At 46.4% G+C, this 14,503-nt stretch carries 12 protein-coding genes; 5 read left to right on the plus strand and 7 right to left on the minus strand.

Annotation, left to right across the window (positions count from 1 at the left end):
* Positions 1 to 3 precede the first annotated feature (3 nt).
* Both ACFQS8_RS13330 and ACFQS8_RS13335 read left to right on the plus strand, forming a co-directional pair.
* Positions 4 to 1,029 carry a YeiH family protein gene (locus tag ACFQS8_RS13330; protein ID WP_382168171.1) on the plus strand — a complete coding sequence of 342 codons (1,026 nt, stop codon included), beginning with the start codon at positions 4 to 6 and terminating at the stop codon, positions 1,027 to 1,029.
* Between the two features lie 305 nt (positions 1,030 to 1,334).
* Positions 1,335 to 3,887, plus strand: a complete 2,553-nt coding sequence (locus ACFQS8_RS13335; protein ID WP_382168173.1) for a TonB-dependent receptor — start codon at positions 1,335 to 1,337, stop codon at positions 3,885 to 3,887.
* Between the two features lie 80 nt (positions 3,888 to 3,967).
* Here the strand turns inward: ACFQS8_RS13335 and fghA are convergent, their stop codons facing one another.
* The gene (fghA, locus tag ACFQS8_RS13340; RefSeq protein WP_382168174.1) at positions 3,968 to 4,822 is read right to left on the minus strand and encodes an S-formylglutathione hydrolase; all 855 of its coding nucleotides are present in this window, start codon (positions 4,820 to 4,822) and stop codon (positions 3,968 to 3,970) included.
* A gap of 182 nt (positions 4,823 to 5,004) precedes the next feature.
* Here fghA and ACFQS8_RS13345 point away from each other — a divergent pair, with 182 nt between their 5' ends.
* Positions 5,005 to 5,901, plus strand: a complete 897-nt coding sequence (locus ACFQS8_RS13345) for a hypothetical protein (protein ID WP_382168176.1) — start codon at positions 5,005 to 5,007, stop codon at positions 5,899 to 5,901.
* Between the two features lie 71 nt (positions 5,902 to 5,972).
* Here the strand turns inward: ACFQS8_RS13345 and ACFQS8_RS13350 are convergent, their stop codons facing one another.
* The 6 genes from ACFQS8_RS13350 to ACFQS8_RS13375 form a co-directional block, all read right to left on the minus strand.
* On the minus strand, positions 5,973 to 6,350 hold the full coding sequence (locus ACFQS8_RS13350) for a VOC family protein (RefSeq protein WP_382168177.1): 378 nt from the start codon (positions 6,348 to 6,350) through the stop codon (positions 5,973 to 5,975).
* Positions 6,351 to 6,374: 24 nt separating this feature from the next.
* A complete protein-coding gene (locus tag ACFQS8_RS13355; RefSeq protein WP_382168639.1) occupies positions 6,375 to 7,628 on the minus strand; it encodes a Xaa-Pro dipeptidase in 1,254 nt (417 codons plus the stop codon).
* A gap of 46 nt (positions 7,629 to 7,674) precedes the next feature.
* Entirely contained in the window at positions 7,675 to 8,784 is a 1,110-nt protein-coding gene (locus ACFQS8_RS13360; protein WP_382168179.1) for an S-(hydroxymethyl)glutathione dehydrogenase/class III alcohol dehydrogenase, read from the minus strand.
* A 109-nt stretch (positions 8,785 to 8,893) separates the two neighbouring features.
* On the minus strand, positions 8,894 to 10,051 hold the full coding sequence (locus ACFQS8_RS13365; RefSeq protein ID WP_382168181.1) for a mandelate racemase/muconate lactonizing enzyme family protein: 1,158 nt from the start codon (positions 10,049 to 10,051) through the stop codon (positions 8,894 to 8,896).
* Positions 10,052 to 10,076: 25 nt separating this feature from the next.
* The gene (locus ACFQS8_RS13370; RefSeq protein WP_382168183.1) at positions 10,077 to 10,685 is read right to left on the minus strand and encodes a 2-dehydro-3-deoxy-6-phosphogalactonate aldolase; all 609 of its coding nucleotides are present in this window, start codon (positions 10,683 to 10,685) and stop codon (positions 10,077 to 10,079) included.
* 24 nt (positions 10,686 to 10,709) lie between these two features.
* Positions 10,710 to 11,630: a 2-dehydro-3-deoxygalactonokinase gene (locus tag ACFQS8_RS13375; RefSeq protein WP_382168185.1), complete on the minus strand. Its 921-nt coding sequence runs from the start codon at positions 11,628 to 11,630 to the stop codon at positions 10,710 to 10,712.
* Between the two features lie 365 nt (positions 11,631 to 11,995).
* Here ACFQS8_RS13375 and ACFQS8_RS13380 point away from each other — a divergent pair, with 365 nt between their 5' ends.
* Positions 11,996 to 13,552 carry an MFS transporter gene (locus ACFQS8_RS13380; protein ID WP_382168187.1) on the plus strand — a complete coding sequence of 519 codons (1,557 nt, stop codon included), beginning with the start codon at positions 11,996 to 11,998 and terminating at the stop codon, positions 13,550 to 13,552.
* A gap of 99 nt (positions 13,553 to 13,651) precedes the next feature.
* Positions 13,652 to 14,431: an SDR family NAD(P)-dependent oxidoreductase gene (locus ACFQS8_RS13385; RefSeq protein ID WP_382168189.1), complete on the plus strand. Its 780-nt coding sequence runs from the start codon at positions 13,652 to 13,654 to the stop codon at positions 14,429 to 14,431.
* Positions 14,432 to 14,503: the final 72 nt, after the last annotated feature.

The raw sequence follows: 14,503 nt of genomic DNA on the forward strand, positions 1-14,503 counted from the left end.
AGTATGTCGACCATATCTGCCCGTTCCAGTGCGTATGTGAGCAAAATGAAATCATTCCTGCCAGGGCTGCTTTTAGCATCTCTGGTGGCGATGGCTGCGCAATTTATGGCTGAACATACAGGCGCGCCTTCCATGTTGATGGCGTTGCTATTTGGCATGGCGTTGAGTTCTGTGCATGAGAATGGTTCCGTTTTATCTTCAGGAATTATGTTTTCGGCCAAATCTATCTTGAAATTTGGTGTCGTGCTGTTGGGTGCTCGGATTAGTGTCGATGTACTCGTGTCTCTGGGGTGGGAGATGGTGGTGTTGCTTCTGCTAGCGGTGGCAACAACTATTTTTGTTGGGTTTTCTGTTCGTAAATTGTTTGGAAAATCGGCTGCTTTTGCGGTTTTAACTGCTGGGGCGGTGTCTATATGTGGGGCCTCGGCCGCACTGGCAATTGCGGCTGTGCTGCCTAAAACAAAAGAATCCGAAAAAGATCTGCTATTCACTGTTTTAAGCGTGACGCTTTTATCGACGCTTGCAATGGTGTTTTACCCTGTACTGCTCCGCTTAATGCATTTTGACGATATTCGCGCGGGAGCTTTTATTGGTGCGACTGTGCATGATGTCGCGCAAGTTGTGGGCGCAGGTTTCTCGATTTCCAACGAAGCAGGGGAAATCGCTACTTTAGTAAAACTAATTCGAGTTACATTCCTCGCGCCTGTGGTGATAGTGCTGTCATTGCTTTTCCGCAAAAGCGTGGCGGAGAGTGGGGAAACGTCAAAACCTGTCCTTATACCCGCCTTTGTTATTGGGTTTTTGTGTCTAGCAGTTTTAAATTCATTTGGGCTTTTGTCCGAACCCATAAGAGAGATTGCAAGCGTAGTATCTAAATGGTCGCTCCTTATCGCAATTTCGGCAGTGGGTATAAAAACATCACTCCTAGACATAATAAAAGTAGGGTATAGCGCAATTGCGCTTGTCGTTGCGCAAACAGTATTCCTTGCGCTGATTATTCTGTTTGGATTGCAGTTCGTTCCTATCTGATCGCAAAGTGTGTCTTGAAGGATACATATTGATCAGAAAATTATTTTGAGTTTTCTGCTCTGTGTAATTGGGCAGCTAGCTATGCAATTCCAAAACTCTAAAAATTGCGACAGAAAATTTCAATAATTTATTATAATACAATGCACTGTGACATAAGCACCTTGCATTTTTAGTCCGTTTTTCCGGCGCGAATGCGCTAGTTATTTCAAATTGATGCACCATTCATTCATTTTGTGGACCGCGGACAAAAAAACTGCAAAGGTTCGGTAGCCAATAAATATAATACGGCGACTAGGGAGAAATACATGTTGAAAACACTGGCCGTGTCATCCGTCAGTTTGCTTGCATTGAACTTAGGAGTAGCAAGTACAGCTTGCGCTCAAGTAGATACAACAAGCACTCAAAACGAAACAGTAGATAAAGCAGAAAACGTCGACACAAATCGTCGTCTCGATAGCATTGTCGTTACAGCACAGAAAACAGAACAGACTTTGCAGGAAGTGCCAGTCGCGCTCTCCGTCATCGGAGCTGACGCTGTAAACAATGCGTTTGCAAGTAGCAATCTTGAAAGTCTTACAACGCTTGTTCCATCTGTTAGTTTTCGTAAGGGAAGTACGAACGCTAACTCTGCGATCACAATTCGCGGTATAGGTACAATCTCATTCTCTGACGCTGCCGAACCTAGTGTTGCGACAGTTGTGGATGGTGTGGTGCTCGGGCGTTCTGGGCAGGCTTTTGGTGATCTATTCGACATTGAGCGTATCGAGGTTTTGCGCGGGCCACAGGGTACTTTGTTTGGTAAAAATGCTTCTGCCGGTGTTGTGAATATCGTCACATCTGGACCGAACAAGGATGAGCTTGCTGGATATGTTTCAGCTTCTTATTTTCAAGATCAAGAATATCAAGTTAAAGCGCGCCTCACAGGCCCGATTAATGATAATGTCGCGGCGAGTTTGACACTTAGCAAAAGTGGTTTTGATGGGTATATTCGCAACCTTTACAACAACCAAGATGTAAATGGGTATGACCGTTTTGGTGGTCGTTTCCAGTTGGCGTTTGAGCCATCAGATGATTTCAGCGGACTTTTTACATATGAACATGCTGAAAGTGACGATGATTGTTGTGCCGATATCCCAGCGCTGAATGCAAATGCAGCGCGTTTTGCAAATTCTCAAGCTGCTCCGGGCGGGGCGGGGCTTGTGGCCAATGGGTCTGGGCGTCCCGTTGCGGATATTCAACTCGATACACGCGTGATTGACCAAGACTTTGAAACACGCACCACAAATAGCTTTGATGCTTTTTCACTTACCTTGAATAAAGATGCGTTTGGTGGGCACACACTGACATCAATCAGTTCATTCCGTAGTTGGGAAAACTCAGAATTCCGTGAGGGTGATTTTACATCATCTGAAGGGTATGCGGATGAGCCTGTGAACTTTGGCGATGTCAATTTTCTACTTCACGACAATGGTACACGTGACAACAGTCAATTCAGTCAAGAATTACGGATTCAATCCCCTACGGATTCGCCGGTGAATTATCAAGTAGGAGCTTACTACTTTAACTTACAAATTGAATCAGACTTTACACGTCTCGCAAGCTGTCAAAATAACGGCGGTCAAAACCAAGCTATTTTGGATGCAAATCCTGGTTTGACTTGTAATGCGAATGATCTTGTTTCTGGTACGAATTTCGCGAATGTAGAGTTTGATAACCTCGCGTTATTTGGGCAGGCTGACTATGACATCATTCCAGGTTTGAATGTTGTTCTTGGTGGTCGTTATACGCAAGATGATGTGTCATTTATCAACTCGCGTATCAATAATGACCCATTCGGTCGTCAAGGTGTTGGGGTGCGTCCACACTTGCCAAATGGTCAGTTTAACTTTGCTTCTGGTGGGTATTCAAACCCCGCACGGGATGTGCCAACAGGCGAAACAGATAATTTAGGCAACCCTATTTTGGTTGATGTTCCAGCTTTCCAAGGCGATGCTTCAGAAACGAACTTCTCAGTGAAAGCAGGTATAAACTCCGATTTGGGTGTTCTATTTAGAAGCGACCATAATTTGGGGAATGCTTACTTTGTATATTCGCAAGGATATAAAGGGCCTGCATTCAACGTATTCTTTAACCAAGGTACAAATGATACTGCGCCAATTGGAGCGGAAGAATCTGACCATTATGAAATTGGTTATAAGATTGCGCTTTCAAATGTTGCGCTAAACCTTGCTGTCTACAACACTGATATTACAGGGTTTCAAGCGAATGCGTTTGACAATTCTACAGGTGTAACCATTACGCGTCTTACAAATGCGGGTGATGTGCGGACACGTGGTGTGGAGCTTGATGGTAGCTGGGCAGTGAATGACTATCTCACGCTGAATGGTTCTGTTGCGTTGAATGAAGCGGAAATCGTGCGATTTAACTCGCCGATCAACCCAACAACGGGTGAACCAGATTTCCCAGGTGGTATCTTTAGTGGGCAGGACCTCTTATTCTCTCCTGACTTGAATTATTCATTTGGTGCAGACTTTGAAATGCCACTTACGGCGACTTCAAAATTCTACCTAAACACGACTTTCTCTCATGTTGATGAGCAAGAGAGCTTCTTGCCAGGTGGAAATCCAGACCCAACGATAAACCCATATCCTATTGGTGCTGAAGGACTTTTGCCTGACTATAACCTTTTGGACATGAGTTTTGGTGTTGAGTTTAACGATAATTATCGTGTGACTTTCATTGCGAAAAACTTGCTCGATGAGTCGTTTGTAACGACAAATTCTGGTGATACTTTCCGTTATCAAATCCCACGTGAAGCAGATCGCTACTTTGGTGTGAACTTCCGCGCAGCATTTTAAACGCTGCTTCTTAAAGAGATATACTCCTCCCATATCTTTTAGAGAAAAGGGCCAGCATTGCTGGCCCTTTTTGCATTCAATTAAAGGTATTTGGCGTGCCAGTTCAGGTGGTCAGCCATAAAGGTTGATATGAAATAATAAGAATGATCATAGCCTTCATGCATATTTAGCGTGAGACTGACACCTGCCTGCTTGCAGGCTGCTTCTAGCATGCTTGGCTTGAGCTGCTCTGTGAGGAAGGCGTCTGCTTCCCCTTGATCTACCCGTATGCTGGGTGTTCGCGCGCCGTCTGCTATGAGTGCGCATGTGTCATACTCTCGCCAGCTGGATTTATCGTCTCCAATATACCCTGAAAGCGCTTTTTCACCCCAAGGACAATTGAGCGGAGATACGATTGGTGCAAAAGCGGACACAGACTTGAAACGATCAGGATTTCGAAGTGCGATTGTTAAGGCACCATGTCCGCCCATGGAGTGCCCCATAATGGATTGACGAGACATATCAGCCGGAAAATTTGCGCTGATTATTTCTGGCAGTTCTTTTTCTATATAATCGCGCATTTTGTAATGCTTATCAAAAGGCGCTTTGGTGGCGTTGACGTAGAAGCCGGCACCCAATCCAAAATCATAAGCGGCATTGGGATCATCGGGAACGCTATTGCCCTCCAAATCTGGGCCACGAGGGGAGGTGTCTGGTGCGACGAAAATGAAACCCAACTCTGCACACGCTTTTCTAAATTCGCCTTTGTCTGTGACATTAGCATGCGTGCATGTCAGACCAGATAGATACCAAATGACAGGAAGTTTCTCACCCTCTTTGTGGGGGGGAATAAATACGGAAAATGTCATATTTGTATGCGTGGATGTGGACGCATGAGAATAAACGCCTTGAACGCCTTCATGACTTTTATTGGTTGAAATTGTTTCGAGGGTCATGGGGTGCCTTATCAACTAGCATGGGTGGGTAGGATGCAGGCTCACATTATGTTTTGGGGAGATAATCGCAAGCTTTACGCACTTAGTGTGTACAATTTTCCGTAATGATATATCATTTATGTGTACCGCAATAGGCACGGGGTGTTTGACGCTGTGTGCTTTTATAAAAATGGAGGATACTTATGAAGGCATTTATTGGGTTGGTAGCCCCTTTGGCATTATTGGGATGTGCGACATCAAACGCGCAAACAACAACAGACGCAGCGCAGTCCGTTGAGCAACAGGTAGCTCAAGTTGTTGCACCTATGGTTGAGACATCGACACGGCCTGCTTCTTACTTAGCTGCACCTGAACCATTGCAAAAATGGGTTGATGGCCGCGCTGGGACAGGCGCGCCAGTTCACTGGATTGCCGAAGGCGGCGTATATGAATATCCGTCGGGTAAGAAAATGTTTGGTATGATCGGATTTGATAGTTCGACTGTTATCTGGCCAGAGGAAGAGGGGGGTGAGATTATTCACCTGACTCGCAAGACATTTGCCTACACAGATCCAGATACAGGCGAAGTGTTGACTGAATATAATGGCAATAAAGTTGCGCCAATCGCTTACCCATATCAGATGATTACATACCGTCTTGAGAATGACCGTATCTATGGTGATGTAGAACAGGGTGTTGGTGATAAAGTTCGTATTATCAAGGCGGATGAAGGTATTCCGTTTGAAAAAGTGGGCGATACTTATGTGTATAACGCAGCGGTTTTCCTTGATATTGATCTTCCAACAGGTGGCAAATACGAAGCTTGGGAAAATTATGATTTCTTCTTCCACCCTGAAGGTAGCTTAGAAGAGCCACACCAAATGGCTTGGCAGCGTTATGGTGCCCTTCCTAGTTGGGCAGGCGGACAGCCCGGTATTGTGCGCTTATTGTCATGGCGCGTTGAAAGCCATGACCAATTCCCAGAAGAAATTTTGAAATGGGCAAAAGAGTCTCAACCAAACTGGCTCAAACCGCCAGCAAGTGTTGAAGAAGTGCGCACTTTGCAAAAAGGCGAAGGTGGACCAGGCTGGGGCGATTAAGCTTTGAAGAAATAACCTAAGAAAAAGCCCGTCTTTCATTTCTGAAGGGCGGGCTTTTTTTGTGTTGTAGTTTATCCGCGAAGCAATGAACAGAGTTTGTTGCCGTCAGGGTCACGAAGGTAAGAAAGGTGTAGGCGGCCAGTTGGACCGTCTCTCCAGCCGGGAGGGTCTTCAATCGCTGTTCCGCCAGCATCTATTCCGGCTTTATGCCAAGCTTGGGCTTGTTCTGGGGATTTGACAGAAAAACCGACAGTCATTCCATTGCCGCATGTTGCAGCTTCACCATCTATTGGTCGTGTCACGAGAAATACTGCGCCGTCATGAATATAGACGAGGCGTCCCTTTGGGTCCATGATGCCTTCCTTGGCACCAAGCACATCAAATAGTGCATCATAAAAAATCTTGGATTTTTGCAGATCATTACTGCCGACCATCATGTGACTGAACATTTAGGGATTCCCTAGTAAAATAGCTTATTCGCCGAGCTTGTTTTTGTATATTTTGCCGTTCTTCATGACAAAATCCACATCTTCCAATTCTTCTATATTTTTCAGCGGGTTTGCAGATACCGCGATTAGGTCTGCAGCTTTGCCAACTTCAATTGAGCCAATTTCTGTTTCAATGCCGAATAGGGTGGCATTCTCAATTGTTGCGGCTTGAATAGCTTGCATGGGTGTCATGCCCCACTGTGTCATTTTTTTGAACTGACGGGCGTTTTGGCCATGTGGGTAGACACCTGCATCTGTTCCAAAGGCAATTTTGGCACCTGCTTCAACGGCAGCTTGAAAGCGTTCGCGCTGCAAGCGTCCAACAGTGCGTTCTTTAGCAAGGGATTCTTCTAAAATACCAGCAGCTTCACCTTCTTCGAGGATGTAGTCTGATACATAAATATCCATTGAAAGATACACGCCTTTTTCGTTGGCGATTGCAATTTCACGATCAGTAATCATGCTGGAGTGTTCCACCGAGTCCACGCCAGCTTTAAGTGCGGTCGCGATGCCGTCAATTCCGTGGGCGTGTACGGCAACTTTCAAACCCAGTAGATGTGCTTCATCGACGAGGGCAGACATTTCTTCGAGTGTGTATTGTTGTGCGCCTAGCTTCGTGCCCTTGGACAACACGCCGCCTGTGCCACAAAATTTGATTACATCGACACCGTATTTATTGTTCTGGCGTACTTTTGTGCGCACAGCCCAAGGTCCATCTGCCACGCCTTCAGATTTTTGTTGGTATTCAAATGGGAGAAGATTGGAGTCGCAATGTCCACCAGTAATGCCGAGAGATGGACCTGAGGCGAGGACGCGAGGTCCGATAACAGTATCATCATTGATTGCATCACGCAGTGCAATGTCAGCATACCCTTCAGCACCTAAGTTGCGCACTGTTGTAAAGCCCGCCATCAACGTTTTTTCAGCGTTTGCGACACCATTAATGGCTGAACGCGCAGGCGTTATTGTGAGGCTGCGATAGCCGTGATCGTCTGCATTGCTTGTCAAATGAACATGGCTATCGGATAGGCCGGGCAAGAGTGTTGTGCCAGACAAATCAATCTTATCCCAATTCCCATCAGGCGCTTTGTCGGCCTTGCCGATATAGGTTATTTTTCCCTCTTCGACTGTGATCGTCTGATCTTTGACAAGCTTGCCTTTGATGACGTCTACAATATCCGCACCCATTAGCATTGTGCCTTGGGGTGTTGTCTCTTGTGCCCATGCGGAAGTCGTCATGAGCAGTGAAAAGGCTAAAAGACGAAGAGGTTTCAATATAAGGCTCCTAAAATATGACGACTGAACGGATGGATTTACCAGCGTGCATTAGGTCGAAGCCTTTATTTATTTCGTCCAATGTCAATGTGTGAGTGATCATGGAATCGATTTCGATTTTACCGTTCATGTACCAATCCACTATTTTGGGAACATCGGTACGGCCTTTAGCGCCACCAAAAGCGGAACCTTTCCATACGCGGCCCGTAACGAGTTGGAAGGGGCGGGTGGAAATTTCTTTGCCTGCTTCAGCGACACCAATAACGACAGATACACCCCAACCGCGGTGACACGCTTCAAGGGCTTGGCGCATTACGACGGTGTTGCCTGTACAATCGAATGTGTAGTCAGCGCCGCCATCAGTAAGTTCAACAAGGTGCTGAACGATATCGCCTTCAATTTCGTTTGGATTGACAAAATGGGTCATGCCAAATTTGCGGCCCCATTCTTCTTTGTCATTATTGATGTCCACACCAATAATCTTGTTTGCACCAACCATGCGTGCGGCTTGCAAAACGTTTAGTCCGATACCACCAAGTCCGAAAACGATAACATTATCACCCGCTTGCACTTTAGCTGTGTTGGTAACTGCGCCCACACCTGTAGTGACACCACAACCTATATAGCAGGATTTATCAAAAGGGGCGTCTGTGCGGATTTTAGCAAGTGCGATATCTGGCAACACTGTGAAGTTAGAGAAGGTTGAGCAGCCCATATAGTGATAAATTGTTTGGCCTTTATAGCTGAAACGCGATGTTCCGTCTGGCATAACGCCTTTACCTTGGGTGGCGCGTATGGCTGTACACAGGTTTGTTTTACCCGACAGGCAGGATTTACATTGTCGACACTCTGGTGTGTAGAGCGGAATAACGTGGTCGCCCGGTTTTACCGATGTGACGCCTTTGCCGACCTCACGCACAATACCTGCGCCTTCGTGCCCGAGAATGGATGGGAAAAGGCCTTCGGAGTCTAGGCCATCTAGCGTGTAGGCATCTGTGTGACAGATACCAGTGGCCATAATCTCCACCAGCACTTCACCGTCTTTGGGGCCTTCAAGGTCCAGCTCTACGATTTCGAGGGGCTTTTTGGCTTCAAAAGCGACAGCGGCGCGTGTTTTCATGGTGGGGACTCCAAATATTGTGTGGGATGAATACAATATAGGGAGTTTGCCCATTTAAAACAGACAAAAGTGAATTTGTTTACAAATGCCTGTCTAGCGATTGTCTCACCTACCAGTTTGTGAAAGAGCCGTCAGGCTTTTGCATCCGCGGGGCTTCCCAGAATTTAAATGCATTTGCCTTTAGGGCTTCTTCATTGACAATGACACCGTGTCCAGGAAGATCACTAATTTCAAAGAAACCAGCATTGGGAGAGGGGGCATTTTCAAAGAATGAGCCGATGTCTGCTGTTTCTACACGGCCATAGGGCGGGACTTCATACCATGAAAAATTGGGCACAACTGCTGACATTTGCAACGTTGCGGCGGTACAAACTGGGCCAAGCGGGTCATGAGGCATAACGTCGATATAATGTGTTTCAGCCATTGCCGCGACTTTCATCGCTTCGGTGATGCCGCCAACATTACATACATCAATGCGTGCGAAATTGGTTAGCCCATGCTCGATAAAGGGACGGAAAATCCATTTGCTCGAAAACTCTTCACCGATCGCGAAAGGGACATCTGTCATTTGACGCAATGTTGCGTATGCTTCAGGTGTTTCCGCGCGAATGGGCTCTTCGAGGAAGTCTAAAGTGCCTGTGGGCATCATCTGACAAAATGAGGCTGCTTCAGCAACAGATAAACGGTGATGGTAATCAATACCGATGACGATTTCATTGCCGACTTGGCGGCGTAACTCTGTCAGAATTTCCGCAGCTTCTGCTATAGATTTACGAATATCTACCGTTGAAGGGCGCTCGGTTGTGCCAAGGTCGCCAGCTGCTGTGCGTATGACGGTCCAGCCATCCTTGACGAACATTTTAGCTTCTTCGATCAAGGTTTCGTCATGTGGTTTTATTGTGGTGATGAAGCACGGGACTTTATTGCGTTGCTTGCCGCCCAATAGGCGGTGAATGGGCGCATTTAGCGCTTTACCAGCAATATCCCAAAGGGCGATATCTATTGCTGAAATAGCTGCGGTGAGTACGCGGCCACCTTCAAAATATTGGCCGCGATACATTTCTTGCCATAAGGCACCGATTTGAGTGGCATCTTTGCCAATAAGGAATTCTTTGAAATGGTTCACGGCACCGGCCACGGCGAGTTCACGGCTAGAGAGGCCAGATTCACCCCATCCGAAAATGCCAGCGTCTGTTTCCACCTTCACCATGCATAAATTGCGGTGACCTACCCAAGCAGGATATGCTTTAACATCCGTGATTTTCATAGAAATAACCTTATTTTATAGTGCGTTAAAGTGCTGCTACAAGTTTTGCTGCTTTGGCATCAACAGCTTCGGCGCTGTCGCCAGCTTTGTACAATTCGGAAGCTATTCCAAAGCCGACACAGCCTGCTTGTGTCCATTCTGCCATGTTAGAAGCTCCCACACCGCCAACTGCGAGAAGTTTTGTTTCGGGTGGCAATACCGCAGAAATGGCTTTGACGTGCCCGACACCATAAGTGCTGGCAGGGAAGATCTTGAGGTGTGTTGCCCCTGCGTGTACGGCGGTGAAGGCATCTGTTATGGTCGCGATACCCGGTGTGACATCCATGTTCAGGGCGAGTGCTGCTTTGATGACGTCTGCGTTGGTGTTGGGTGTCACGATGATGCGACCGCCTGCATCATAAACTTTCTGAACGTCTTCTGGAAAGACAACTGTGCCAGCCCCAACAAGGCAATCATCGGGCAATGTGTCTGCAAGTATTTTGATGCTGTCAAACGGCTTTGGGGAGTTGAGCGGAACTTCGATACAACGCAGTCCGCGTGCATAGAGCACCTTGCCAATGGCTTCAGCTTCTTCTGGTTTAATCCCGCGAAGGATGGCGATAAGAGGGATGCCCTCAAGAATTTTCGATAACATTATGTCGTCCTTTAAAACTGGGCGTTAGACTGCAAGGAAGCCGGAATAAATGGCGTCATTTCCATCTGTGAAATTGCAAGTGTGACCTAGGTTTTCGATCGCAAGCGCGTATTTGTCACCTAAAGCTGGGTCTCCGATAACTTCGACGATCACATTGGGTTTGGCGCAATTATCAATGGCAGTTTTCACATCGGACCCAATTAGTAGTCCGGAAAGAAAGCTCGCTGGATCTCCCAATTCATCAGGGTTTGTGATGTAGCGGGTGCGTGTAGAAAAGAGAATGTGCAGCAGGCCATTGGGTTGCTGGTCGGCAAGTTTGGCACCTTTTAGAAAGCTTGCATTCTGAAACCCCGTGGCTGTTTCTGATGTTAACTTCGGAACCAAAATGCTGTGATCTTTCAAAATAGCGAATAACTCTCCCGTGAGGGATGTTGCGAAAGATTCAAGACGTCCATCCTGTAAACGTGCCCATTTGGTGTGCGTACCGGGTAGGCAAATGAGCCTGTCTTCGTGTGAGACATCAGGGTGGCCAGCCATCCATCCTAGAATTTGCAGTTCCTCACCGCGCATTAGATCGGGTTGGCCCATTGCATTCGTACCACGCGCGCCGGGCAGAATTGTAATTGTGTGGCCGTTTTCCTCAAATTTCGTTGCAAGAGAGCGTAATTCGCTCAGCTCAGCGGGGCAGGTGAGATAAGGCGTTGATTTCCAGCCAATGTTGGAGCCAACCATTCCGGCCATGACAATATCGAGTTTGCCATATTGTTCGACCCAAGGTGCGATAGCGTCAAACAGTGTGTCTGCGACAGGTTTTTTTAGCTTCGCAATACCGTCAGAAAACACCAGTTCGTCTTTAGTCGGGGCGGGTTTGTTGGGGGCGCATAGCATGGCGCGCATTCGACTGGTTCCCCAGTCCACACCAATAAAAGGACGGTCTGTCGTCATGAGGGGGCTCCTACGGTTTGGGTATTTATATGCTAATTAGGTGTTGTTGCATTTTGCCTAATGTTGAGCAAGTGAGATTAATCTAATGTTGTATCGCCCCAAATGGCTTAAAGATAATATGTTTGCATAAATATAATGAGAATGCTACTGTAATGCAAAGCCTAGAGCAAAAAAGATAATGGGGTATCTGCGCTTCACATTGAAAAGCAGATTAGCATGGAAACGGGCATACGCATAAGGGCTGAGTTCTTTTATGTCTTGCAATCAATCACCTCATATCATTTGCGAATCTGGCGCGTGCCCTTCAGGCGCATAATTTGAATTTGCATATGCACATCGTGCCAAGAGTATGATTGGAAATTGAGTTGCTGAACACCGCTACCGACAGAAATGTCACTTTATATGCGATCATTGCCGCTTTTGGCGGGTTCGTTTTTGGATTGGATATCGTAAATCTTTCTGGAGCAATCCGATTTGTAAGTTCCCAATTTGAATTAAATGAAGTTCAAATCGGGTTAGTGGGTAGTAGTGCTATCATTGGAGTGTTGATTGCGCTCTTATTTACCGGCCCATTGTGTGACTGGCTGGGGCGGCGTGCGGTTCTACTCGTTATTGCGAGTCTATACTCTTTATCTTCTATAATCTCGGCGACGGCCATTAGTTTTGAAATGCTGGTATTTGGTCGGATGATTGGTGGGCTCGCGTTTGCGTCCCTCACAGTGTCGGCGATGTATATTGGGGAAATTGCTCCTAAAGAGAAGCGAGGAAGCTTTGTTGGTATTCAGCAGCTAATGATCGCGATAGGCACACTGGTCGCTTTCTTGGTCAATTATTTTCTCGTTCAAGCAATGGACACATCCTCATGGCTGAATAATGAAAATATCTGGCGCGTTATGCTGGGATCAGAGCTTGTTGCGAATGTAATTTGGGTTTCCGCACTACTGATTATCCCGCGCTCACCCCGCTGGTTGTTGAAGAAGGGGTTTGTAGACGAGGCGCGCGATGTGCTCGCCAGAACAATTTCATCAGATGAGATTGAAACAACCGTCTCTGAGGTAAAGGAAAGCCTTGATGAAGATGGCAAGAATGGATTGAAAGAGCAGATCGGTATTCTGTTTAGTAAGCGTATGGTGTGGGTGCTAGCGATTGCGATCGTTTACGCGATTACGCAGGGCGCATCAGGCATGAATGCTGTGAATGCGTTTGCGCCGCAAGTATTTGAGCAAGTGGGCATGGGCCTGAAAGATACATTCAAACAAACGATTGGTATTGGTTTGATTGGTGTGATCGGGGCTGTTTTGTCGATCATGTTTATTGAAAAAATTGGTCGCCGTTTGCTAACAATAGGTGGGCTTGTACTAATCGTCATTGCGCATGGACTTAGCTGGTATAGCTTTAGCACTGCGACTTACAATCTGGATGAAGCCGCCATTGTGGCCATAGAGGAGCAGGGTGTTGATGCATCCAAATTATCTCAGTTTGTCGGGACAGTATATGATACGGATGTCGCGCTGAAGGCGGACTTGTCTCAAGTGTATGATTTAAAAGAAATACCATTGGTAAGTGGTACAATTATCAACGAAACAATTACGATAAATGCGACCTTCGTTTTGATCGGTATATTCTTGTTCTTGGGTGCGTTCTTCTTGACTATTGGGCCGATAATGTGGGTCGTGTTTTCTGAGATATTTGCCAATAATGTGCGTGCTGTTGCTATTCCGTTTGTGGCATTGATTCAGAGTATTTCTGCTGTCGCTATTCAGCAATTATTCCCATGGCAATTAAAGAATATGGGGGCTGCCGATATTTTCTTTAGTTATGGCCTAGTTGCGCTGGTGGGAGGGGTGATCTTGTTTTTCATTCTTCCCGAGACCAAAGGGAAATCTCTTGAGGAGATTGAGGATCAATTGGTTAAATCCTGATACCGAATTTATACAGATTTTGGAGATGCTCAAAGCTTAGGTTTTGAGCATTTCGTCTTTTTGATTAGTCTGAAGCGTAAGTAGATAAAGAGAAATATTATGCCTGCCAGTTTAGAAAACCAAATTGCTATTGTTACCGGCGGAGCTGACGGTATTGGGCGTGCGATTGTGGAGCTGTTTTGCAAACAGGGCGCAAAAGTGTGCGTGGCGGATGTGAATGAATCCTTCGGTGAAGCGCTTGTGGTGCAATTACGGGAGAAGGGGCATGAAGCTGTTTTTGCGAAAACAGATATTGTTTCCTCTGAATCGGTCGCCGCGATGGTTAAAAAGACCGTTGAGACCTTGGGTGAGCCAACTATTCTAATCAATAATGCAGGCGTGATCTGGGAAAATAAAGATCTATTGGAAACGACGCAGGCACAATGGAATAAAAGCTTTGGTGTCAATGTCGAAGGTATGTGGAATTGCGCACGTGAAGTCCTGCCTTATATGAAGAAGGCGCGTGGCGGCAGCATTGTGAATGTGGGGTCTGTGCATGGCTTTAAGATTGTGCGCGGGCATTTTCCTTACGCAGTAACCAAGCATGCTGTGAATGGCCTTACTAAGAATTTGGCTGTGGAATATGGTGATTATAATATCCGCGTAAATGCGCTTGTGCCGGGAATGATTGAAACGCCGAACGCATTTAAGTGGTGGGATAGCATGCCGGACCCAGTTGCGGGACGAAAAGCAATAGCGGATTTGCATCCGTTAAGACGCAATGGAAGCCTAGAAGAAATAGCTTATCCAGCTTTGTTTTTAGCTGGACCAGAATCAAGCTTTATGACGGGGCAAAGCTTGATTGTAGATGGTGGCCGTACCTGCGTTTATCACGATTAAGCACTCCTCTTTAAAGGAATAAAAAAGGGCTTGCAGTTTACATATCTGCAAGCCCTTTTTCTTGTGCTAATT

It is taken from the genome of Hirschia litorea (assembly GCF_042665075.1).
Classification (GTDB): Bacteria; Pseudomonadota; Alphaproteobacteria; order Caulobacterales; family Hyphomonadaceae; genus Hirschia; species Hirschia litorea.